The 23360-nt window shown below is 68.7% G+C and carries 18 protein-coding genes and 2 pseudogenes; 14 read left to right on the top strand and 6 right to left on the bottom strand.

Annotation, left to right across the window (positions count from 1 at the left end; genetic code table 11):
* Positions 1–282 precede the first annotated feature (282 nt).
* The 3 genes from AB0J36_RS11830 to AB0J36_RS11820 all read left to right on the top strand — a co-directional run bounded on the left by AB0J36_RS11830 (position 283) and on the right by AB0J36_RS11820 (position 7391).
* Positions 283–3498, top strand: a complete 3216-nt coding sequence (locus AB0J36_RS11830; RefSeq protein WP_363660475.1) for a BTAD domain-containing putative transcriptional regulator — start codon at positions 283–285, stop codon at positions 3496–3498.
* 69 nt (positions 3499–3567) lie between these two features.
* On the top strand, positions 3568–5940 hold the full coding sequence (locus tag AB0J36_RS11825; RefSeq protein WP_363660474.1) for a helix-turn-helix domain-containing protein: 2373 nt from the start codon (positions 3568–3570) through the stop codon (positions 5938–5940).
* Between the two features lie 62 nt (positions 5941–6002).
* On the top strand, positions 6003–7391 hold the full coding sequence (locus AB0J36_RS11820) for an amino acid permease (protein WP_357134623.1): 1389 nt from the start codon (positions 6003–6005) through the stop codon (positions 7389–7391).
* 270 nt (positions 7392–7661) lie between these two features.
* Here the strand turns inward: AB0J36_RS11820 and AB0J36_RS11815 are convergent, their stop codons facing one another.
* A complete protein-coding gene (locus tag AB0J36_RS11815; protein ID WP_357134625.1) occupies positions 7662–8162 on the bottom strand; it encodes an Lrp/AsnC family transcriptional regulator in 501 nt (166 codons plus the stop codon).
* A 104-nt stretch (positions 8163–8266) separates the two neighbouring features.
* Here AB0J36_RS11815 and AB0J36_RS11810 point away from each other — a divergent pair, with 104 nt between their 5' ends.
* The 5 genes and pseudogenes from AB0J36_RS11810 to AB0J36_RS11790 all read left to right on the top strand — a co-directional run bounded on the left by AB0J36_RS11810 (position 8267) and on the right by AB0J36_RS11790 (position 12166).
* Complete coding sequence (locus tag AB0J36_RS11810; protein ID WP_363660473.1) at positions 8267–9463, top strand: MFS transporter; 1197 nt, start codon at positions 8267–8269, stop codon at positions 9461–9463.
* Between the two features lie 131 nt (positions 9464–9594).
* Positions 9595–9796 (top strand): annotated as a pseudogene (locus AB0J36_RS11805) (IS256 family transposase); the annotation flags it as partial.
* A complete protein-coding gene (locus tag AB0J36_RS11800; protein WP_363660482.1) occupies positions 9776–10255 on the top strand; it encodes a hypothetical protein in 480 nt (159 codons plus the stop codon). The pseudogene AB0J36_RS11805 and the gene AB0J36_RS11800, both read left to right, overlap by 21 nt.
* A 109-nt stretch (positions 10256–10364) precedes the next feature.
* Entirely contained in the window at positions 10365–11648 is a 1284-nt protein-coding gene (nhaA, locus tag AB0J36_RS11795; RefSeq protein ID WP_363660472.1) for a Na+/H+ antiporter NhaA, read from the top strand.
* Positions 11649–11719: 71 nt separating this feature from the next.
* Complete coding sequence (locus tag AB0J36_RS11790; protein WP_357134629.1) at positions 11720–12166, top strand: CBS domain-containing protein; 447 nt, start codon at positions 11720–11722, stop codon at positions 12164–12166.
* A 3-nt stretch (positions 12167–12169) separates the two neighbouring features.
* Here AB0J36_RS11790 and AB0J36_RS11785 read toward each other — a convergent pair whose 3' ends face one another.
* The 3 genes and pseudogenes from AB0J36_RS11785 to AB0J36_RS11775 form a co-directional block, all read right to left on the bottom strand.
* Complete coding sequence (locus tag AB0J36_RS11785) at positions 12170–13459, bottom strand: ArsB/NhaD family transporter (protein WP_363660471.1); 1290 nt, start codon at positions 13457–13459, stop codon at positions 12170–12172.
* 313 nt (positions 13460–13772) lie between these two features.
* A pseudogene (locus AB0J36_RS11780) lies at positions 13773–14918 on the bottom strand (cation:proton antiporter); the annotation flags it as partial.
* A 222-nt stretch (positions 14919–15140) separates the two neighbouring features.
* Positions 15141–15698: an SMI1/KNR4 family protein gene (locus AB0J36_RS11775; protein WP_363660470.1), complete on the bottom strand. Its 558-nt coding sequence runs from the start codon at positions 15696–15698 to the stop codon at positions 15141–15143.
* A gap of 988 nt (positions 15699–16686) precedes the next feature.
* Here AB0J36_RS11775 and AB0J36_RS11770 point away from each other — a divergent pair.
* On the top strand, positions 16687–16881 hold the full coding sequence (locus AB0J36_RS11770; protein WP_363660469.1) for a hypothetical protein: 195 nt from the start codon (positions 16687–16689) through the stop codon (positions 16879–16881).
* A 446-nt stretch (positions 16882–17327) separates the two neighbouring features.
* On the opposite strand, the gene AB0J36_RS11765 is transcribed toward AB0J36_RS11770, so the two are convergent.
* Together AB0J36_RS11765 and AB0J36_RS11760 are read right to left on the bottom strand one after the other, a co-directional pair.
* Positions 17328–17654 (bottom strand): DUF6355 family natural product biosynthesis protein, encoded by a 327-nt coding sequence (locus AB0J36_RS11765; RefSeq protein ID WP_357174117.1) that lies wholly within the window; start codon positions 17652–17654, stop codon positions 17328–17330.
* A 270-nt stretch (positions 17655–17924) separates the two neighbouring features.
* Complete coding sequence (locus tag AB0J36_RS11760) at positions 17925–18905, bottom strand: helix-turn-helix domain-containing protein (RefSeq protein WP_357174120.1); 981 nt, start codon at positions 18903–18905, stop codon at positions 17925–17927.
* A gap of 135 nt (positions 18906–19040) precedes the next feature.
* Here AB0J36_RS11760 and AB0J36_RS11755 point away from each other — a divergent pair, with 135 nt between their 5' ends.
* The 5 genes from AB0J36_RS11755 to AB0J36_RS11735 all read left to right on the top strand — a co-directional run bounded on the left by AB0J36_RS11755 (position 19041) and on the right by AB0J36_RS11735 (position 23162).
* On the top strand, positions 19041–19334 hold the full coding sequence (locus AB0J36_RS11755) for an ATP-binding cassette domain-containing protein (RefSeq protein ID WP_363660468.1): 294 nt from the start codon (positions 19041–19043) through the stop codon (positions 19332–19334).
* 165 nt (positions 19335–19499) lie between these two features.
* Complete coding sequence (locus tag AB0J36_RS11750; RefSeq protein ID WP_363660467.1) at positions 19500–20336, top strand: alpha/beta hydrolase; 837 nt, start codon at positions 19500–19502, stop codon at positions 20334–20336.
* Positions 20329–20928 carry a TetR/AcrR family transcriptional regulator gene (locus AB0J36_RS11745; RefSeq protein WP_357174129.1) on the top strand — a complete coding sequence of 200 codons (600 nt, stop codon included), beginning with the start codon at positions 20329–20331 and terminating at the stop codon, positions 20926–20928. The genes AB0J36_RS11750 and AB0J36_RS11745 overlap by 8 nt, the downstream gene beginning before the upstream one ends.
* A 103-nt stretch (positions 20929–21031) precedes the next feature.
* A complete protein-coding gene (locus AB0J36_RS11740; protein WP_357174132.1) occupies positions 21032–22300 on the top strand; it encodes a low temperature requirement protein A in 1269 nt (422 codons plus the stop codon).
* Between the two features lie 187 nt (positions 22301–22487).
* Positions 22488–23162: a DUF998 domain-containing protein gene (locus tag AB0J36_RS11735; protein ID WP_363660466.1), complete on the top strand. Its 675-nt coding sequence runs from the start codon at positions 22488–22490 to the stop codon at positions 23160–23162.
* Positions 23163–23360: the final 198 nt, after the last annotated feature.

The following is a 23360-nucleotide window of genomic DNA, read 5'->3' as shown; positions in this document are numbered from 1 at the left end:
ACTGGCGAGCGCCGCGTTCAGTGCCTGTCCACTCGCCGACGGTTGACTCCGAGTCAGGTCAACGACGTCGAGGAGGTGGCCATGAAGAAGTTCACGCCGTACTGGTGACCCGGCATGCAGCCGTGACGACGGTCGGTGGAATCTCCCTCCCGGAGACGCCGCCGACCGTCCCGCCCACGACGTAACAACGCCGACTCGTAGACCCGGTAGAATCGACTGGTCCACGTACGCCGTGCAGGTGGAAGCAAGCGTCATGTCGGTTCGGGGTCGATAAGCGTGGCCGTGCCAGTCTCTCCCGACCCACCCGGCGACGAAGATCCGCCGGTTGGTCGCTCCTCGGTGTCCCTGCAGATCCTCGGCCCGCTGCGGATCTGGCGCGACGACGTCGAGCTGGCTGCCGGCCCCCGGCAACAGGCATATCTCCTCGCGCTGCTCCTGGCCCGCGTCGGCAGGCCGATCAGCACGAGTGAGCTGATCGATCTGATCTGGGGCGATGACGTTCCCACCAGTGCCCTCAACGTGATCCAGAAGTACGTCGGCGTGTTACGACGGATCCTCGAGCCGGAACTTCCCGCCCGGGGCACCGGCTCGTTCCTGCACCGTCGCGGTAACTCCTATCTGTTCGTCGCCGCCTCCAGCGCGCTGGATCTCGTCGCCTTCCGGAGACTCGTGGGTGCGGCCACGGCCGCCGCGGCGCGGCAGCACCACGAAGCGGCGCTCGACCACTACATCGATGCGCTCGGCCTGTGGCATGGCCCGGCAGGTGGCGGCATCGCCGACGGGACGGGCGCGGAGGCCACCTTCGCCGTGCTCGACAACGAGTTCTACGACGCCTGCTCGGCCGCGGCCGAGCAGGCGGTGTCGCTGGGCCGACCGGAACGGGTGCTTCGCGCCCTGCGACTGGCCGCATCGATGGCACCGTTCCACGAACCCGTGCACGCCGGCCTGGTCGGTGCCCTAGGCGCCGCCGGTCGCCAGGCGGAGGCACTGGCGGTCTTCCGGGCGGTCCGCGATCGCCTCGCCGACGAGCTGGGCGTCGACCCAGGTCCGGCACTGGAGGACGCACACCGGCGGGTTCTGGCTCAGCCATCGGTGTCGCCGCCGTCGATGGACACGGCGGACGAGGTCCAGGTGAACGCAGGAGCTGGCCTCGTCGGCCGGATCGAGGAACTCGCCATGCTGCGACGCACCGTGCTGCGCGCCGTTGCCGGGGGCGCGGCCATCGGCATCCTCGAGGGTGAACCGGGCGTCGGCAAGACCCGCCTGCTGGAAGAGGCCGCGAAGGTGGCGGACCAGCACGGCGCGCTGGTGACCTGGGGTCGCTGCCTAGAGGGCGACGGAACTCCGTCGATGTGGCCGTGGGAGCAGGCGCTGAGCGCGGTCGTCGACAGTTTGCCCGCGCTGGAGCGGGAGAAGTGGCTCGCCAGCGAGCTCGGCATCCTGCTCGGGCTGGGCAGCGACGCCGTCCGGGCGGTTCCCGACGGTAGCGCTCAGTTCCGGCTCTTCGAGCAGGTCGTCGCCCTCGTCAGAAGTGCCTCGGCACAACGACCGACACTCCTGATCCTCGACGACCTGCAATGGGCCGATGATGCCTCCCGGCGCTTGTTCAGTCATCTGGCCGGCCGGCTGCCCGACCGCACCGCAATCATCGGTGCGCTTCGCGACAGGGCGCCGGTGCTCGACTCGGCCCTCTCCCAGGTGCTTGCTACGGCCAGCCGGCTGCCCGGCCACCGCAGGATCCGGCTCGGCCCGCTCGGACTGACCGACGTCACCGCACTCATCCGCCGTGAGGCCGGCCGCGAGCCCGACGACGCCGTCGCCCGCGCCATCCACGCCCGTACCGCCGGCAATCCGTTCTTTGTCCAGGAACTGTCCCGGCTGCTCAGCGAGGACGGCGCGCTCAGCGAGGACGGCGCATCCGGACCGGCGGGGGTTCCGTCCACCGTGCGCGACGTCGTTCGCGACCGGATGGCCAGCCTCGACGACGACGCGCGCGAACTACTGCGCGTCGCCGCGCTCATCGGCCGTGACATCGACCTGCGGCTGCTCTCGCGCGCCGCTGGTGTGGACGTCGCGGACTGCCTCGAACGCCTCGAGCCGCTGCACGCCCTCGGCCTGCTCGAACCCGGTCCGGAGAATCCGTCCTCGCTACGATTCGCACACGACCTGGTGCGCGAGTCGGTCTCCGAGACCACGGCGAAACAGCAGATCATCCGGCTACATCTGCGCGTCGCGGATGCGCTCGAACGGACCCATGGCCGCGACGAGGCCGTCGCCGAACGCCTCGCCTTCCATCTGTGGGCGGCCGGTGCCCTGGCCGAGCCTGTTCGCACCGGGGAGGCGCTGATCCGCGCCGGGCGCTACGCGGCGTCCAAGCTCGCGTTCGAGTCCGCCAATCGCCAACTGCGTGCCGCCGTGCAGATCACTCGGGCATCGGGGCTCATGGAGCTGGAGTTGTCCGCCCTCACGCTGCTCGCCATCGTGGTCAGACGGCAGTCCGGCTACGATGCCTCGACCTTCGATCTGCTGGAGCGGGCCGAATATCTGGCTCGCACTCTCGCCCGGGAGGCAGAGGCCGCCGACTTCGCCTTCATCCGCCTCATGGGCGCGTACACCTGCCTGGAGAAGAGTCGTGGGCAGTTGGCCCGCCGGATGCACGAGTACGGCCGGACGTCCTCCGATTCGGGTGTCCGACGCTATGGCCGGCAGGCCTGGGGCCTGTATCACTGGGACATCGGCAACATCGGCGAGGCGTACCGCTGTTTCGCCGGAGAAGACGACGACCCCTCCGTGCCGGACGAGGAGACTCCGCTGCGGCGGGACGGCAGCATTCCGGGGGAAGGACCCGGATGGCGTGCCGTGATGACCGCGCTGAACGGTGACGTCGAGTCGGCGCTGGCCTTCGTCAACACCTGGGACACCCCGGGTGATTCGTACGCGGCCGCGGTCTGCGTCTACTACACCACCATGATCGCATCCATGGCCGGTGACGCGGCCCTGGCCAGACGTGCCGGCGAGCGCTGGGTCTCCGCCGGGCTGGCCCGCCTTCAATCCCAGATCGACCACTACATCCGACAGAGCTGGTGCTGGGCACGGGCCCTCACTGGTGACGATCCGGCCGCTGCGGCGGCCGAGGCCGAGGAACTGCTGGCCGCCAACCTGCTCGACCCGCCGCAGTGGGGAATCGCCTACCACCATGCTCTGATCGCGGAGATGTGGCTGGCAGCCGGCCTCCCTGACCGGGCCGGGGCCGCCCTCGACCGGGCCGACCAGGCCGTCTGGGAGCACGGCCAGCGCTACAGCGAAGGCCTGCTCCTGCTGCTGCGGGCACGCCTGTCGCAGGCGCGGGGGGAACCCCACGCGGTGGTCCGGGCCGCAGCCGAACGAGCCCAGGCCCACTCCACCGCCCGCGGGGCCCGACTCTTCGCCCGACGCGCCGAACGATTCCTCGTCGAACTCACCGAGCCCTGCACCGCCCACACGACGATCCACGGATAGTGCACCACGAGGCTGGGCCCGGTGCGGGCAACGTCTCGGCCGTCCACCGGGCCGATCTATCATGACGAGGTGCCGCGCCAGACGTCCCCGTTCGGCGATTGCCTACGGGCATCGCGCCGGGCCGCCGGCCTGACCATAGAGCAGCTGGCCGAACGGTCCGGCGTCAGCGCCCGGGCCATCTCCGACATGGAACGCGGGCACAGCCGCGCACCGCAGACCCGTACCCTCGCCGCTCTCGCCGACGGGTTGGGCCTCGACGATGACGGCCGGGCCGGTCTCACGGCCGCGGCGAAGGAGGCCCGCTCCCCGAGCGCGGCCGGCAGGCCCCGGCTCTGCGAGCCACCACGCGGCGTCACGGACTTCGTCGGCCGGCGTGCCGAACTCGAGATCGTCCGGCACGCTGCGAAGCACGCCGCCGAGATCGACGACCCGCCGCCGGTCCTCGTCGTGCACGGGCAGCCGGGACTGGGCAAGACCGCGTTGGCGGTCCGGGCCGCGCACGAACTACGCGACGACTTCCCCGACGGCTGCCTGTACGTCGACCTGCGCGGGGTCGACGCCACGCCGCTCCCCACCGGAGACGCCCTGCTGCGTCTGCTGCGTGCGCTCGGCGTCCAGCCCAACCAGGTCGCCGACAGCGACGACGAGCGCTCCGCCCAGCTACGCGGGATCCTGCGTGATCGGCGCTGCCTGCTGGTCCTCGACAACGCCGGTTCGGAGGCCCAGGTCCGGCCGCTGCTACCGGCGGGCGGCAGGTGCCTCGTCGTGGTGACCAGCCGGCGCGCCCTAGGCGGCCTCGAAGGCGTACTGCGGATCGCTCTGCCGCCTCTCGCGCCGGAAGAGTCCGCCGACCTGCTGCGTGCCATCGCCAGGCAGGCCGCCGACCCACAGACGGCGCCGCAGGTCGACAGGGTCACCGACCTGTGCGGGCACCTGCCGTTGGCGCTGCGGATCGCCGGGACCCGCCTTTCCACGCGTCCGCACTGGACGGTCCGGCACCTGGTCGACCGGCTCGCCGACACCGGCCACCGACTGGCTGCGCTGTCCACCGGCGACGCCGGAGTGGCCACCGCGTTCGCGCTGTCGTACACCCAGTTGCCGGCCCCCAGCGCCCAACTGTTTCGCCGCCTCGCCCACGTTCCGGCCGCCGACTTCGCGGCGCCGCTCGCGGCGGCGCTCATCGAGGCCGCGCTGCCCGACGCCGAGGACCGCCTGGAGGATCTGGTGGAGGTCGGTCTTCTGCAGACTGAGGGCGTCGACCGTTACCGATTCCACGACCTGATCCGGCTCTACGCCGACGAGCGGCTGCACGCCGAGGAACCGAGCGACACCCGGGCGGAGACCGCGGAACGGATGAACACCTGGCTGCTGGACACCGCCGTTGTCGCCGGCCGGTGGTACGAGCCCGGCTACGGCGGGTTGCCCGACGGCTGGGCCGGCCTGGTGCCCCTGGCCAGCATGGAGGAGGCTGACGCCTGGCTGCGGGCGGAGAGCGACAGCTGGCTGCCGGCGCTGCGTACCGCCGCCGCCCAGGGCCGGCACCAACTCGTCGCCGACGTCGCGGCGGCAACCCGCTGGTACTCCGAGTCGACGCTACGCTGGCGCGGCTGGTGGGAGGTACGCCGGCTGGCCCGCGCCGCCGCCAACGCACTGCCCGACTTGCGCCAGCAGGCCTTCCACACCAGCCTCTACGCCTGGACGGCGGTCCAACTGATGGCCCTCTACGAGGAGGCCACGGAGGCGGCGATGGAGGCATACCGGCTCGCACAGTCGATCGGCGACCCCCAGGAGCAGGCCCGGGCGCTCAGTTCGGCCGGCCCCGCCTGGCTGAATGTCCGCCGCTTCGACGACGCGCTGTGGGCCCACCGCACCGGGTGCGAGCTGGCCGACCGGGCCGGCGATCACGCCCTGTACGTGGATCATGTGGTGGGCATCGGCCATGCGTTGGAGCACCTGGGCCGTTACGACGACGCGGTCGGTGAGTTCCAGCGCGCCCTGACCGAACTCGACAGCCGTCCGGTGGCGGCCCGCCCGGCCTTCACCCTCCGGGGCAGCGCGATGTACGGGGTGGCGTCCTCCTTGGTCCGCGCCGGGCGCCACCAGGAGTCGCTGCACGCGGTCGAACGGGCGCTGCCGCTGCTGATCGAGAATCGGGACGACGACTTCGTGGCCTTCGCACTCGTCCTCCGGGGCAAGGCCCTGGCCGCACTCGGCCAGTCCGCCGAGGCTCGCACCGACCTGACCCGCGCCCTGGAGATGCTCGCCGGCAGCCTGCCCAGCCGGCTCGAGGACGAAGCCCGGGCGATGCTGCCCACGCTGGACGGCACCGGTCCCACCGACCTCACCCGTGACCTGGAGGCGCTCGCCGCCAGCCTGGACAGCCGGATCGAGACCGAGGCCCGGGCGACGCGGGCCGTCCTCGACGGCACCGATCCTGCCTGACGTTCTGCGTATTTCCCTTCGTTGTTCGGCCCCGACCAGCTTGTTTGCATGGTGACATGGTCATGTCACCTTCTGTTGTCACCTCATCGCTGCGTCGCGGCCTCACGTCGGGCCAGATCGGGATGCTCACCATCGGCGGGGTCATCGGCACCGGGCTGTTCCTCGGCTCCGGCCTCGCCGTCTCCATGGCCGGACCGACCGTACTGCTCACCTTCGTCGTCGGCGGGCTCCTCGCGATCGCCCTCACCTACGCCGCCACCGAGATGGCGCTCGCCCATCCCGACCTGCACGGGTTCGGCGCGCTCGCCCACCGCTACCTCGGCCCCCTCGCCGGGTTCACCCAACGCTGGCTGTACTGGGGGGTGGTCGCGATCGGCGCCGGCACCGAAACCGTCGCCGTAGGGATCTACATCCGGTACTGGTGGCCGCAGGTGCCGCTGTGGATCCCGGTCATGCTCGCCGCCGCAGCGATCATCACGGTCAACGTGTTTCCGGTGCGGGCCTTCGGCACGGTCGAGTACTGGTTCTCGTCCATCAAGGTTGCCGCGATCGTGGTGTTCCTTGTTCTCGGCGCCGTGCTCCTCACCGTCGGGCTGCCCAACCGACCGGCGACCGGCCTGTCGGCGATCAGCGACGCACCGTCCTACCTGCCCCACGGACTCACCGGCCTCGTGGTCGCGCTGATCGTGGCGACCTTCAGCTTCGGCGGCACCGAGGCGCTCGCGCTGACCGCCGCCGAGTCGGCCAACCCCGGGCGCGACCTACCGCGCGCGGCGCGCGGGACGATTCTGCGCGTATGCCTGTTCTACCTGCTCAGCATGGTGGTCATCGTATCGGTGTCGCAGGCCGTCGGCCGGGTGCCGGACGGCGCGCTCGCCACGAGCCCGTTCGTGCTGGTCTTCGAGTGGACCGGGCTGCCGGCCGCCGCCGCGGTGATGAACTTCGTGGTGCTCACCGCCGCGCTGTCGGCCCTCAACACGGTTTTCTACGTGTCGACGCGCACGCTGCACTCGCTCGCGGTCGACGGCCAGGCGCCGGCCTGGGCGAGACGGGTCAACCGCCACGGTGTGCCGGTGAACGCGGTCGCCGCGTCGGCCGTCGGGCTTCCCCTGGCGGTGACGGTGTCCCTCATCTCGCCCGACGACGCGTTCGCGAAGCTGCTCGGCATCGCGTTGTTCGGCGCCGCCACGACCTGGGTGCTCATCTTCGCGACCCACGTGGCCTTCCGCCGCCGGCGCACCGCCGACGAGGCGCGCCGGTCGCCGCTGTCGCTGCCCGGCGGTTGGCACACCAGTGCCGCGGCGGCGGTTGCGATGGCGGCGGTGGTCGTGAGCATGCTGTTAGTCGGGACGTTCCGGGTCGCGTGGACGGTCGGCGTACCGACCGTGGTGGTGATCGTGGTGACGTACGCGCTGACCCGAAGGGTGCGGTGCACCACCCCGCAACAGTGATCCGCAACCACGGCGCCGTCCCAGTCAGCAGCCGAGCCGCCGACTGGAGACGGCGCCTCGTCGCTCCAGAGACCGATTGTCACAATGCAGCTGTACGGCCGCCTCTCACGCGTCGATCAGGCCGACGATCTGCCGAGACTTCAGATCAGGCAGGTGCGGCGGGAGATCCAGGCAGGTGCCGACTCGGCTCGAGCGCAAGGTGAGGCCCGCGCTCGGTTCGCCGCCCCCACTCGCGGCTGTTCGACCGGACGTCCCGCGCGACGCCATAGCTCACGACCGTCGGTTCCCCCAGCCGGAGGATCTGGTCACCGGTCGGCCGTCCGGATCGGGTCGTTGCACCGGGCGATCGTCGTACTCGGTGGAGAGGACGACGTGCGAGTTCATCTCCCCATGCTCGCCGAGCCGTTCGAGCAGTCCTTCGAGGTGCTGCATCGACGCCGCCCGCACCTTGAGCATGGTGCAGGAGTTGCCGGACAGCTTGTGCACCTCGTAGACCTCTGGAAGGTCGTCAGCGGTGGAGGTCCTCAGCAGGCATCGTCCGTGGGCGCACCGCATCTGCACAAAGGCGGTCAACGGTAGGCCGGCGGGTGCTGGATCAACGATGGCCCGGTAGCCGGTGATCACCCCCATGTCCTCCAGGCGCCGCACACGCTCGGCGACGGATGGCGGGGAAAGGTTGATCTGGCGGCCAAGTTGGTTGTACGACACGCGCCCGTTGCGCTGCAACTCCCCGATGATCCGCCAGTCGGTCTGATCCAGCGATCTGTTCATCTGTAAACCCAATCAGCAAAGCATCTTATGGTCGTAAACCCCTAACAGCCGAGACGAGGGAAGTGCCCATTCATTGGCGGATCTTAGCTTTCTAGCGTTGATCCATGCCAGCAGATACCTACGAGGTGACGCCGTCCACAAGAGACCACACGCGCGCTATGCCGGCCCTGTTCACGGGAGCCGCGATGATCAACGCGGCCATCTCGGGGGCCAGCGCTGTTGCCACGATCGTCGCCGCTGACCGGCTCGGTGCCGGGTGGGGCGGATTACCAAACGTGGCCGCGATTTCGGGTACTGGCCTCGGTGCCCTGATGGTGACGGCCGTAATGGGTCGACGGGGCCGGCGCGCGGGCCTCGTCGTCGGCTACCTCTGCGCCACCGCGGGCGCCGCGCTGGCGGTGTTCGCCGTCGCCCACAACGACGTCGCCGGTCTCAGCCTCGGCATGCTGTGCATCGGGCTGGGCAACGCCGCCGCCGGATTGTCCCGCTACGTCGCCGCGGAGTTGTATCCACCGCGGCGACGAGGCTTCGCCATCGGCGTGCTGACGTGGGCGGGGACCGTGGGCGCGGTGGGCGGACCACTGCTGCTCGGACCCGCCGCGGCCGCCGCCACCAGACTCGGCGGGGCGGCGGCGTTGGGACCGCTCGTGCTCGCCGCCCTGGCCGCCGGCGTCGCCGTGCTCGCCGCGACCGCCGCGCCAGCAACCGTCGTAGAACATGGAGGTCCCGCGGCCAAGGTGCGGCCTCTCCTCGCCATGCCGACGGTCCGGTCGGCGTTCGCGGTGATGGCCACCGCACAACTCGTCATGATCGCGGTGATGACCGCGGCACCACTGGACATGCACCTGCACGGTCACGGGCTCGGCGAGGTGGGCGCCGTCCTCTCGGCACACACGCTGGGCATGTTCGCACTCTCCCCGTTGACCGGTCGGTTGGTGGACCGCGTCGGCACGCGACCGGTAATGCTCGGTGGTCTGCTCACCCTGTCCCTCGCCGCCGTCCTCACCGCGGCCAACACGCATACCCAACCCCGCGCGGTTGCCCTTCTTCTCCTCGGCTACGGATGGAACCTGTGCTTCATCGGCGGAAGCACCCAACTGACCCAGAACCTGCCACAGTCGCAATGCGTCCAGGTCGAAGGTGCCGTCGACAGCGGAATCTGGAGCATCGCCGCCATCGCTGGTCTCGGCTCCACGGCGATCCTGGCCACCGGCGGATACCCGGCCCTCGCCGGCCTGGCTATCCTCGCGGTCATCCCGTCCGCGCTGCTGGTGTCCAGAACAGCAACCACCAGCAGTTGACTCTCGGCCTTCCCCGGTTCCCGCCGGCGCCTGGCTGCGCCTCGCCGTGACAGCGTGGTCAGGGTCTGTGGATCTGACGGTGTTTCTGGCCCGACCTGCCAGGCGTTGTGCCTGGTGAGGAGGGTGCCGTGATGACCGCGACACTGAACGAGCAGACCGGAGGTAAGAAGCGACCCGGACTGTCGGCGGAGGCGAACGCTACCGCCGACCTGGTCCGGGCCGCGAAGGAACAGGGTCTGTCGTTGACCGGCCCGGAGGGGCTGCTCAGGCAGTTGACCAAGACGGTTTCTGGAGACCGCGCCGGACGAGGAGATGATCGAGCACATCGGCTATGCCATACAAGAAACCCGATATCGTTGGAGCCGGCTTCCTGGCCGTCGCTGCGTTGGCATCGGCTGGGCACGAGGAGAGACTGAGGCTGTGGGCGTTGCTGACGAAGCGGAGATTCACCGGGTCGTCCTGATCCGAGATCTGGTGACTGGTGCGGTCGGTGTCGTGGTGGCGTCGTTCGCCGCGGCGGTGGTCTGTCCTCCCGACGACCCGGTGGGACGCGTGCTGGTGATGGCGGTCGCCTGCGGCCTGTTGGCGACGGCGCTGAGCGACTGGCGTGCGTCACTTGCCGTCGCGGTCGTGGCCGTCGGCGTGTTCGTCGGTGTCCTCGCCGACGGCGCGCCACCGGCTCCGTCTCCGTGGGGCTTCACACCGATCTTCGTGGTGGCCGTGGTGTTGGGTGCAGGAAACCGGTACCTGCGCGTACTGAGGCGCAGGGACGAGGGGCACCGCCGGTCGTAGCTCGTAGCGAACGTTCCAGGCGCGGCTGCCGGTACGATGGGTTCCGGTGCGCCGGGAAGTCTGGTCGGCAAATGGCTCCGACCCGTCTTCCGAAAGGTGCTCGCCTGTGATGTCCAACCCGCAGTCACCCCCTCGTGTCCTCGGCCGCGGTTCCTGGGCCGAGGCGAGTCGCATCGCTGAGGTGCTGCGCAAGGAGACGATCGGCGGGGCACTGCTGCTGATCGGCGCCGCTGTGGCGCTGATCTGGGCCAATTCCCCGTGGGCGCACCGCTACGAGGCGATGACGGCGTTTACCGTCGGGCCTCACGCGCTGCACCTTGACCTCCCGCTGGCCACCTGGGCGGCCGACGGGCTGTTGGCGATCTTCTTCTTCGTCGCCGGTCTCGAACTCAAGCGCGAGTTCGTCGCCGGCGACCTGCGTGATCCGCGCCGCGCCGCGGTCCCGGTCGCCGCCGCGATCGGCGGCGTACTCGTGCCGGCTCTGGTGTACGTGGTGGTGAACTCAGGCGGCGCGCTGAAGGGTTGGGCGGTGCCGACGGCCACCGACATCGCGTTCGCCCTCGCCGTACTGGCGGTGATCGGCCGGCATCTGCCGACCGCGCTGCGCACCTTCCTGCTGACCCTGGCAGTGGTGGACGACCTGCTGGCGATCGTCATCATCGCGGTCTTCTACACCGCCCACCTGTCGGTGCTGCCGCTGCTGGCCGCGGCGCTGCCGCTGGGCTTGTTCGCGCTGCTGGCGCAGCGGCGGGTGCGCTCGTGGTGGCTGCTGCTGCCGCTGGCGTTCGCGACCTGGGCGCTGGTGCACGCCTCCGGCGTGCACGCCACCGTCGCCGGGGTGTTGCTCGCCTTCGCCGTGCCGGTGCTGCGCTCCAGGGGCACGGGTCCAGGGGTGGGGCTGGCCGAGCACTTCGAGCACCGATTCCGGCCGATCTCCGCCGGCGTCGCGGTGCCGGTGTTCGCGCTGATGTCCGCCGGAGTGGCCGTCGGCGGCCTCGACGGCCTGGCGCAGGCGCTCACGGACCCGATCGCGGTGGGCATCATGCTCGGCTTGGTCGTCGGGAAGCCGATCGGCATCCTGCTGGCAACCTGGCTCGTCGCCCGGTTCACCCGGGCCCGGCTGGACGCCGGGTTGGCATGGATCGACGTGACCGGGCTGGCCGTGCTTGCCGGCATCGGTTTCACCGTCTCGCTGCTGATCGGCGAACTCGCCTTCGGAATCGGCAGCGACGCCGACGACCGGGTCAAGATCGCCGTGTTGGCAGGCTCCCTGATCGCCGCCACCCTCGCCATGATCATCTTGCGAGTGCGGAATCGCGGGTACCGGCAGATCTACGAGGCCGAGCGGGTCGACCGTGACCATGATGACGTTCCCGACGTCTACCAGAGATAGGTCCACCGCGAGTGGAGCCGCCATGCGACATCAGCGCGATCAACGCGCGGCCCCGGGCGTATCGTCGGTGCATGCGCGCTAGCGATGTGGCGATCTCCATGGACACCGTCACCGAGGACATGCCGGCCCGAGAGGCCGCCCGGATCCTGGCCGCGCAGGATCTGCCCGGCCTGATCGTGGTGGACGCCGCAGGCCGTCCGTCGACGGTGCTGGCCGGCACGCAGGTACTGCGGATGGCGCTGCCGTCCTATTGTCAGGACGATCCGGCGCTGGCGCGGGTGATCGACGAGGCTGCCGCCGATGTGGTCCTGGCGGGGATCGGTAACCGGACCGTCGCGGACCTGCTCCCCCGCAACCGGCCAGGTCTGCCGGTGGTCAGCACGGACGCCACCCTGCTCGAGGTCGCCTCGGTGATGGCCCGGACCAACGTGCCGCTGGTCGCGGTCGTGGACCGCGACCAGGTGATGACCGGGGCCATCACCCTCGACGGGCTGCTCGACCGAATCCTCGGCACCTGAGCGTCAGAAGAACCGCAGCCACAGGTACGGCACCGCGATCGCCACCGAGATCACGGTCACGATCAGGCCGTACTTGGTGAACCCCCAGAAAGTGATCTTGTGCCCGGCCCGGTCGGCGATGCCGAGCACCACCACGTTCGCCGAGGCACCCACGGCAGTGGCGTTGCCACCGAAGTCAGCCCCGATGGCGAGTGCCCACCAGAGCACCTGCGCCTTGTCGAGCCCGCCCTCGGCGTTCACCAACTCGCTCACGATCGGGCTCATCGTCGCCACGTAGGGGATGTTGTCCACGATCGCCGACAACCCCGCCGAGGCCCAGAGCAACAACATCGTGGCTGGCCACAACTTGCCCTCGACGGCCTCGGTCGCCGACCGGGCGATGCTGTCGATCACCCCGGTGGCGACCAGTGCGCCGACCATGACGAACAGGCCGGCGAAGAACACCAGCGTCGGCCACTCGACGTCCTTGGCCACCTCTTCCGCGTCCAGCCGGGACAGCACCAGCAGGAGCAGCCCGCCGAGCAGGGCCACCACCGACGGCTCCAGGTGCAGCACGGTGTGCAGGCCGAACGCGACCAGCACCGCGCCGAGGACCACCAGGCTGATCACGACGAGGCGGCGGTCGCGAATCGCGTCCGCCTCCCGCAGCGCCATCACCCGCGCGGCGCGCTCGGCGTTGTAGCGAAATGCCTTTCGGAACATGATCCGGCACAGGCCGATGAACACGACTATCACGATCAGCACCAACGGGGCCATGACGTTCAGGAAGTCGGTGAAACTCAACCCCGACCGGCTGGCGATGATGATGTTCGGGGGGTCGCCCACCAGAGTGGCCGTGCCACCGATGTTGGACGCCATCACCTCGGCGATCAGAAAGGGGATCGGCGGCACGTCGAGCCGCTCGCAGACCAGCAGCGTCACCGGCGCCACCAGCAGCACCGTGGTGACGTTGTCCAGCGCCGCCGACACCACGGCGGTCACCACCACCAGGATCACCATGATCGGGAATGGACGGCCGCGGGCCTTCTTGGCGCTCCAGATGGCCAGGTACTCGAACAGGCCGGTGCGTTTCAGCACGCCGACGATCAGCATCATGCCCAGCAGCAGGAAGATGACGTTCCAGTCGATCCCCGCCTCTTCGGAGAAGAACGCGTGCTCGGCGTCGGTGGCCCCGATCGCCAGCATGATCGACGCACCGCCCACCGCCACCGTCACCCGGTTGATCTTCTCGGTGGCGATCAGGACGTAGGCGGCGGCGAAAACGGCCACCGCGATCCAGGCCAGGGTGCTCATGGGGCGTCTCTCCGGTTCTGGTCAGCCGTCACCGCGACGCCGACCAGGCTTCCCGGCACACCTGAGATCAACCTAGCAGGCGGACCGGTCAGCCACCGTTCTGCACGGGTTCGCCGCCTTCGGGCCGTCGACGGCTCTGCCCTTTCGGCCCGCCAGTGCGATCGCTGTCCGGTACGGCACCGTCGCCGCCAGCGGACGTGGTCCGGTCCTGGCCGGGCGCGAGGTCGGCTCGCCGTGCCGAGCTCACCGTCGCGCGTCGCACCCGGCGGATCCGGCGCAGCACGCCATGCCACCCGGGAGTCTCATCCGCGTCGTCGAACGCCCTCGCGACCAGGACGTCGGTCGAGGAGTGCGCCAGGATGGACAGGACGATGGTCAGCGCTACCAGGTGAAACACGTCGTCGGCCGCGCCGATGCCGGACTCGAGGACCAGCAGGCCGTAGACCACCGAGGCGAAGCCCTTGGGGCCGAACCACATCGCGGCGGCCTGTTCCCGCAAGCCCAGCCCGGAGCGCAGGAACGAGATCCACAGCGCCACCGGTCGGGCGACCACGATGGCGAGGACGGCGAAGACCCAGCCGGCCCAGGAGATCTCGCCGAGGAACTCCACCGAGATGAGCGCCCCGAACACCAGCAACGCGGCCAGCTTCAGCAGTTCGGCGATGTTCTCCCCGAAGTGCTCGAACGCGGCCCGTTCGCGCGGGCCGAAGGTCGCCACGGTGATACCGGCGGCGAACGCGGCGAGGAACAGGTTGCCGTGGGTGGCCTTTCCCAAGGCCAGCACCAGCAGGCCGATCGCCACCCCGTTCAGTGGCGCGTACGCCGCGGACGCGGCGAACCAGCGGGTCCGTTCCAGCGCGATCGCCGCCAGCGGCACCAACACGCCGATCAGCAGGCCTACCGCCAGTTCGGTGCCGAGCTCACCCAGGTGCAAATCGTCCGACCCGGCCGCGACCGCCAGCAGCACCACCACGAACGGCAGCGCCAGTCCGTCGTTGACGCCGGACTCGACGTTGAGCAGGTGCCGCAGCCGGGCGGGAACCTTGTCGTTGCCGACCAGCGCGGCGGCGAACACCGGGTCGGTGGGGGCGAGGATCGCCCCGATCAGCAGCGCTTCCGGCCAGTCCAGGCCGGCGACGTAGTGGGCGAGTATCGCGGTGACGAGCAGGGTGAGCGGTAGTCCCCAACCGAGTGCGCGTCCGGGCAGCCGCCACGCCGAGCGGAGGTCTGCCCAACCGACCCGCATCCCGTCGGTGAACAGCACCGCGAAGAGCGCCAGCTCGGCGAGTTGCGCCACGATCGGCGAGTCGGCGCGCAGGTGCAGCACACCGGTGGTGTCCTCGCCGAGCAGGAACCCGGCAAGCAGGAACAGCGCCGCGGTGGACAGGATGGTGCGGTGTGCCAGTGCCGAGACGAGCACAGCGGCCAGCAGGACGGCGGCGAAGCACAGCAGCAGCAAGGAAACCCCTCCGAGAGCGCGAACCAGCACGGTGCCGACCAGACTTCCCGGCGCTCCACGGATCCCGGTGATCGTAACGGCCACCGACACGAGGCACGACGGCGGCCAGCGCCAGCCGGATTCGCGTCAGGTTGGGGAGCCCGTGCAGTCGGGTGCGTACCACCAGCTCGTGCAGAACCGCCAAGACTCCCCGTCTTGCCATCACTGACGGCAGCGACCGATTCAAGCAGCGTCGAACCATGGCTTGCCGGCCGCCCAGTGCCGAACCCACCCGACGAACCCCGACGCCCCGGTGGTGTAGCCGAACTCCGCTCCGAAGGGCATCGCACCCTCACCGCTGATATTCCAGATATGCCCGCGATGCGGGCCGGTCACGATGAGGTGCCAGTACATCCCACAGCCATCCGTGCCGAGCACGATCGATCCATGGTCGAAGACGGGTTCGAGCAGCGGCTCGATCTCCTCCACCGGCCGGGAGTCCTCCTCCCACAGCCACGCTTCAATCAGCGGGAACGAGGCCGCCAACTCGCGCACCGGGCGGTCGTTGCCCCAGTCATCGGGCATCTCGGCTACGCCGAGGAGACCGAAGTCCGGTGGTCCGGAGAACGATCCGTCGGTGATCTCCGCGACGAAGGTTCGGTACGGCTCCGGCAGTACGACCCCATGCTCCGCTTCAAAGGCGTGCACCCCTGGCCAGCCCAGAGCCGATTCAGCCGCGTCGTCCACCACAAAGGCAGCTCGAAGCTCGACGAGGTCGCCTAGCTGGGTGTAGCTGTCCATGACGCGTAGTCGTATCACGTTGGACCGGGCGGAGGGGAGTTGGTCCGGCCCAACCTCACCCTCTGGTCCAGGTTTGGCTCCACGCATTCTTCACGGGCGCGGCGGCACGGCGCCTCGATGGCGCGAGTCGCGGGCTACCTGTTGACACACGGCACGACCGCAGCCCGGCCAGACCTGAAGACAAAGGAGCATCCTTGTTCGTCGCAAACGGGCTGCCCCTTACGCCCTCGTTCAGCGATCGCTTTCTTCGTTGGTAATCGGCTATGCGGCGACGAGGTTCGACAGCACGGCATGCGCTGCGCTAGGCCTGTTGAGCAGCGAAAAGTGACCACTTCGGATGTCAACAGGACGCCGCACCGGCTCTGACCTGCCAGAACGTGAGGCCACAGGGTAGACATGGGTGCAGTTGAGCGCCCCTCGTTGCCGTTGGACGCCGTTAGAGGCCGTTCAGGGCACCCTGTTGCTCCCAACCTGCTACCCCTAGACCGGGCTGCCGACCGCTCGCGAGCTGCCGGTCCATCGGGCAGCACACTCACGAACGCCGCGCCTTGCAGCGGCAGATCCGAGCGTCTCGCCGACGCTGTCGAGGTAGAGCGGCAGGACTGCGGCAGTCGTCACGGCCAAGTCGCGGTCGAGAACCTCGTGCCTCGGGACGAACACCATCGCGCGGCCCTCACCGACCACCACATCTTGTTGCCGAGCATCGGTCCAGCCAAGCCACCCCCGACACCGCGAGCAACCCGCCGCCGGCCGTCCCAACCACACCTGCGGCCACCCGGGCGCCGATCGCTGCGGAGCCGCTCACCGCCGAGCAGGTGCTGGCCAACCTGACCGCTGCGAAACTCGGCCTGACGAAGGGGCCGTTCAGGACGAGGACAGCGACCCCAACGACCTGCTCGGGCGACCCAACGGGTATCTGTCCAGGGCGTCCGCCGACCTGGCCGGTGGTGACCCCGAAGCCGACAAGTTCTCCATCGACCGGGGACTCGTGATCGAGGTCTTCCCGGCGTCAGCGGATGTGGATCGCAGGTCGGAGTACATCCAGACCGCGTTGAAGGCCGCCCCCATCTTGGGAACGGAATACCACTACCGGACGGACAATGGCCGGGTCTTGGTGCGGGTGTCCGGGAAGGTAAAGCCCACCGCAGCGAAGAAAGTCGAGGCGGCGGTCTCCGCCATGTGAACGAAGTTCGAAGGTGGGCGTCGTTAGCAGGCGGCGTACCACGTCACGGCAGAGGCCTGGCGGGACGCTGCCTAGCGCGCTGCGGCATGAGCGGATGCGGTCTAGTCAGAGTCCCAGTGAAACTCTCAGGTCGCGCGCCGCGATGCTGTGTTGGCCGAGGCGCGACCTGACAGCGCCGATGTTGCCGAGGGCGAGCGCGATGTTGAATGAGCCCTCTTCATCGCGACGGGGCTGGTCACGGCGGTGGGGTGGGGGGCAGGGATCGACGTAGGGCGAGGCTCCCGGTAAGACAGCAGTCGACCAAGATCCGACGCCAAAACCGGAAGCCTCGCTGTTGTCCTACCCTGCCGCGATTCCCCTGTCCGACCGCACCCTCATCTGACTCGCTGACCTGATCCACAACCACCGAACGCAGGTGGAGGATCGCGCAGCGCCTGGCTGGCGGTTCAACAGGTTTGACCCGAGTACCAGGCGTTGGATACGGCGTTGGCGCCGCCGATGTCCCACGTTCCCGGGCCGATGCACCAGCTCCAGTCGTCGCGGGGCCACGTCGCGTCGACGTAGATGAGCACATGGGTGTTCCCGCAGTGGTTGTACCAGGCCGTCACCGCGTCTTCGTAGTAGCCGCAAACCTGCACGGCGACGTCCTCGCTGCCGGGCTTGGCCTGCTCCGAAATCGCGGTGGTTTCGGGTTGGGACAGGCGGGAGCTGGCGCCCGGACTTGCCTGTGCCACGGTCCCGGACAGGGTGAGTGCGCCAAGGATCGCGGTCACTGCCGAGATCCGAAACGCCGTTCTGTACCACATTTTCACAATGGTCTCCTGTCAGCCGCCGCTGCGGCCTAGATGATGCTGCTGGCTGCATGAAGTGATCGATGTACTTCCTCGCGCTCCTTCCATCGCGAAAACACGGATCGATGCAACACGCTCAAGTGAACCTTCTTCCGTAAGCCGGAATCAGATTCAACCCTGACTGAGCGGACTTCCTAAGATAAGAGTGCAGGCCACAGCCGAGTCTGTCGTTACTGGTAAGCGCACAAGTCTTTAGTCTGCGCGTACTCTCGCGGACTGCTCGCGGAACTGGCGTGGCGAAAGACCGTAGGCGCTGCGGAAGACCTGGCTGAAGTGTGCCGGGCTGGTGAACCCCCACTGGGCGGCGATCGCGTGGATCGGGCGCGCGTCCAGTTGGGGGTTGGCGAGGTCGCGTCGGCACTGCTCCAGGCGACGCTCACGGACCCAGCCGGCAACCGTGTGCCCTTCCTCGTGGAACAGCTTGTGCAGGTATCGCAACGAGATGTGATGCGCTGCGGCAATCGCGTCCGGTGTCAGGCGCGGATCGCCCAGGTTCTCTCGGACGAAGGCGTGGATCTGAGCCATCAACGCTCGCCGTCGGGTGTGGGAGGGCACCGCGCTTTGGACGTCCAGCGCGTTGGCCAGTGCCGCTGTCAACACGTCAATGGTGAGGGTGGACAGCCGGGCCGCGTCCAACGGACTGAGTTCGTCCATGTGCCGGGCAAGGTGCAGCAGGAATTGTGAAGATAATGCGCCGACGCCTTGGGCGCCAGGGATGCGAACTGCGCTCAGGCGCCGCAGCTCCCTGGGGGGCAACGGCAGTAACAAGCGCGGGAAGCGCAGGAGCAACAGCTGACTAACTGGCACATCCGGGGTGAATTCGGCCAGGTAGGGCCGAGAGGTATCATACAGTATCAGGTCCCCCACGCCGAAATCTGTGCGCTGGCCGTCTTGCGTGATCATGCCGCCACCACGCACAAGGCAACCCAGCTTGAACACCTCGGGATCGGCCTGCCGAATGAGCTTGGGAGTGCGGTGGACCGAGTGCGGCATCGTGGTCATTAATGTCGCCTGCACGGGCCCGAACTCGCTGATTCCGACCTGAGCCCGAAATCCGGGCTCCCACTGCGATTCACAACGCAAATCGTAGGGCACCCAGAGCTTCGAGTTTACCTCGCGCCAGAAGGCGAACCCGTCTTCAACCGGGACCTCGGTGGTGCTGACTACGTCCATGACTCACCTTCGCGCTGTCGCTGCAGGGGTCAGATCACGATAGCTTGGCGTCGATATAGCGGCGTTGCGATGTTATGGTGCCGGTCAGGCATTGAGGGCTTTTGACGTGGTCAGCGTCGGTTACGCCGTCAGGTCGTGCTCGCCGACGTCAACCTGCGCATCGGGCGGGGTGAGACGGTCGGGTTACGCGGACCGTCCGGCAGCGGAAAGTCGACACTGGTCCGGGTCCTGGCACTCCTGCACCACCCCGACCATGGCCGGGTCAGCATCGACGGCACCCGGTCACCGCCGTTCGCTACGCCGTACCAATCGCCCTCCGGACCCGCGCCGCCGCCCTCTTTCAGAGCCCGCGCGACAACCGTCGGCGGGAGCGGGTCGGCCGCCGGTTCACGATCCCTGGGCTGGTCACCGTGGCGCCGATGCGGCTGAGATCAACTGCCGCCATAACGGACTTAGCAGACGGTTCAGCGCTTGACGCCGGATTCACTGCCGTTGGTCCTCAAGGGCCGAAGCCATCGAAAAAGATCTTGACTCAACCAGGGAAACGCCGTTAACCTCGAGGAAGCGCCGTTAACCAATTCTGTGGAGGTCGTCATGACCGAGTCCTTGAGCATCGCCGGCAACAACCTCACTTATGAGGTGTCCGGGCACGGTCCTCTCGTGGTCCTGGCGCACGGTATCGGCGACAGCCGGCACTCGTATCGTTTCCTGGCTCCGGCCTTGGCCGACGCCGGGTACCGGGTCGCCAACGTCGACATTCGCGGCTGCGGCGACTCCAGCCTCGGCTGGGACGGGTACAGCCGCACCGACATCGCCGGCGACCTCGTCGCCGTCGTGCGTCACCTCGGCGGCCCGGCCGTGATCATCGGGCAGTCGATCAGCGGCGGCGCGGCGACCATCGCGGCGGCTACCGCGCCCGATCTGATCAACGGCGTCATCGAGCTGGCGCCGTTCACCCGCGTACAACCCTTCGATCTTGGCGGGCTGCTGCGGGTGAAGCGCTTCCGGACCGGCTACAGCCAGATGGGGCAGGTCATGGTGCTGGGAAGGCTGGCGAGCTGGAAGAAGTACCTCGACGCGGCGTATCCGGTCAAGCCCGCCGACTGGGACGCCGAACTGAGACGCATCGAGGCGAAGCTGACGGAGCCCGGCCGGATGAAGGTTCTGCAGGCCATGTGCAAGACCAGCCCGAGCGACGCCGGCGCGCAGCTGGCCAACGTCACCTGCCCGGTCCTGGTCATCGAGGGCAGCCTCGACCCCGACTGGGCCGACCCCCGCGCCGAGGGCGAGAAGATCATCGCCGACCTGCCCCCGGGCCTCGGCGAGCTGGCCGTCATCGAGGGCGCCGGTCACTATCCGCACGCCCAGACACCGGATCAGGTCCTCGCGCTGGCCCGGCCTTTCCTGAACAAGACGCTGGCGAATGCCTAGGGCTGGGCTCACCGCGCTGTCGGTCACCGAGGCCGCGGCCGCCCTGGTCGACGAGGTCGGTTTCGAGAACTTCAGCATGGGCCTGGTCGCGGAACGGCTCGGGGTAAAGACCCCGGCGCTCTACAAACACGTCGCCAGCCAGGCTGATCTGGTCCACCGTGTCGCTGTCCAGGCCATGGCCGAGTTCGCCGACGCCATTCGTGACGCCATCCAGGGCCGGGCCGGCAGTGAGGCCCTCGCCGCCGGCGCGCAGGCGATGCGGACCTACGTGCTGGAGCACCCCGGCCGGTACGCGGCCGGCGATGCCGCTTCTTCCCGCGCGACCGGGCCCGACGACCCGATCATCCCCGCCGTGCAACGGGTTGTCGCCTCCTGGGCGGCGATGCTTCGCGGCTACCACCTGGACTCCAGCCAGGAGATTCACGCCCTGCGGATGCTCCGCAGCGTCCTGCACGGGTTCTCGACCCTGGAAGCAGCCGGCGGGTTCCGGTTCGACGCCTCTGTCGACGACAGCTTCACCTGGATGGTCGATTTTCTCGACCGCGGCCTACACGCCATCACTACCACGACCAGCGGCACCCTCGTCCGCTGACGGATCGTCGACGACCCGACCCGACCACCTCATCCCGGAGGACCGACATCAGCATCACCCGGGCACCCACGATCACCGCGACACCACCACCCGGCAGCCACTGATGGTGACCATCGACGAAGAGCCCCAAGACTCCAGGATCGAGCGGCACGCGAGCTGGGCCGAGCTGTTCTTCGACCTCGTGGCGGTGGCCGGCGTGGCTGCCCTGGCACACGTGCTCGGGCCGGAACTAGACGCCGCGGCGCTCGGTCTCTACGCCCTGTTGTTCCTGGCTCTGTGGCTGTCCTGGACGACGTTCATGTTGTACGGCAACGTAGCCGCCGGCCAGACCCGGGTGCTGCGGCTGATGGTCGGCATGTTCGGCCTCGGGACCATGGCCGCGTCCGTGCCCGGCGTGGCGCACGCCGTGCTCGAGCACGGCGACGACCTCCGTCCGCTCAACGTCTTCGCGATCGCTTACATCACCACGCGCGTCTACGGGTCCAAGTCGTGGCAACGCGGCGCCGTATTGCTGGACTTCCCGGTCGTGCAGTACTCGGCCGGACTGCTGCCCTGGTTCGCGTCGCTCTGGGCCGACGAACACTGGAAGCTCGCGCTCTGGGCCGCCGGAGTCAGCCTCGACCTGCTGCTGATCCTGGTCCTGTCCGGCAGCAGGATCCTGCAGCGGGTCCAGTCGTACCTCACCGCGCCAGAACGTACTCGACGTCGCCCTCGATCGGGAGGCCGTCCCGACGGCACGGGACTGGTCATCCACGGGGTATCGGTTGATCCGGGCCACCTGGCCGAGCGGCTGGGACTCTTCGTGATCATCGTGCTGGGCGAATCGGTGGTCCAGATCGTCGCCGCCGCCGGCGAGACGCGGTACGACCCGGGCCTGCTGGCCACCGCGATCGCGTCCTTCATCCTGCTGGCCGGCATGTTCGGCCTGTCGGTCGTCTTCGGATACGCCGGCCTGCCGCACCTGCGCGTCGGCCGGATCCCCACCCGCTCCGCCCTCGGCCTGCACTGCCTGGTCACCGGCGTCGTCGCCACCATCGCCGTACCGCTGTCCCTGGCGGTCAGCCACGGCTCCGACCCACTGCCCGACCAAGGTCGCTGGCTGCTGTGCGGCGCGGTTGCGGCCTACTTCACCCTCGGGGTGGTCACCGGCGTCGCCAGCCACAGCTCCGATCTGCAAAGGACGATCTCACGGGTCACCACCGGCATCGCGGCCCCACTGCTGCTCGGCCTGCTCGCCACCGCCGTCAGCGCCCGAACACTCGTGGTCTATGTGGCTCTGATAGTCCTGGCCCACCTCTGGTTCGAACGACGACTGAAGCCCATTCAGCCCGCTCCCACCAATGAAGCGCCCGACCGCGCGGGCGGCTCATGAACCCTTCCAGTGAGCCAGCCATCGCACCCGAAGTGCCCGTACCGGCACAACCCGACACCTCCTGGGCACACACCCCCTCACCCACAGCATCCGCCACCCGTGAAACCGCCGTGACTCGGCCACGAACACCCCTCTCCCCTCGAATCTGGCCGACCAATTAGTTACTTAGACCGGAATGGACCACATCATGAACAAGCTCCGCCCCCTCGCGGCTGCCACCTTCCTTCTGGGCCCGGTGATCTATCTCGCCGCCGAAGCGATCGCGGCCGCGGCGTGGAAATCGCCTACCTACAGCTACGCCGACAACTGGATCAGCGACCTCGGATCCGCAACCGCCGGGGTGTTCCAAGGCCGCGAACTCAACTCCCCGCTGCACGTGGTCATGAACACCGGATTCATCGTTCAGGGCATCCTCTTCGGGATCTCCGCGGTGCTGCTATCGCGGACGCTCGGCGGACGGCGCACCTTCACCGCCGTGATGGGGGTCGTGACCATGATCGGCTACATCCTGGTCGGAACCTTCCACGGTTCCCTACAGGCCCAGCAGAACGGCACGCTTCCCCTGCACTTCACCGGAGCAACGCTGGCCATCGTCGGCGGGAACGTGCTCGCCCTCGTCCTGGGCATCCACTGGCGAAAGATTCCCGAGACGCGGCTGATCGGTCTGGTCAGCATTATCGTCGCGGCGTTCGGCCTGGTCTCCGTGACCGCTCTCTTCCTCACCTTCGATGCCGGCCTGCCCTCAGGTGCGATCGAACGCGGCTCCGTCTACACCATCGTCATCTGGCAACTCGTCGTCGCCGTCGCACTCCTGCGCAGCCGGGCCGACTCCCGCGTACCCCACGTCACCGCGACCATTTAGTCCATAAGCACGGCATCCACAAGCAGCTGACCCGCCCGCTCCAGAACCCCGATCGACGACCGGGAACAAGCCCCAGGTCCACAACCCCCATCACTTCCAGTGAGTCGGTTGCGCCTAATGCACAGCACACCGCCCCGCTGGATGCGGGTTGCCACGAATGCGACCGCGCGCTGGAGCTTCCACGCAGGACTCGCCGGT

Source organism: Micromonospora sp. NPDC049662 (assembly GCF_040675055.1).
Classification (GTDB): domain Bacteria; phylum Actinomycetota; class Actinomycetes; order Mycobacteriales; family Micromonosporaceae; genus Micromonospora.
This window is presented reverse-complemented; position numbering and strand designations above follow the sequence as displayed.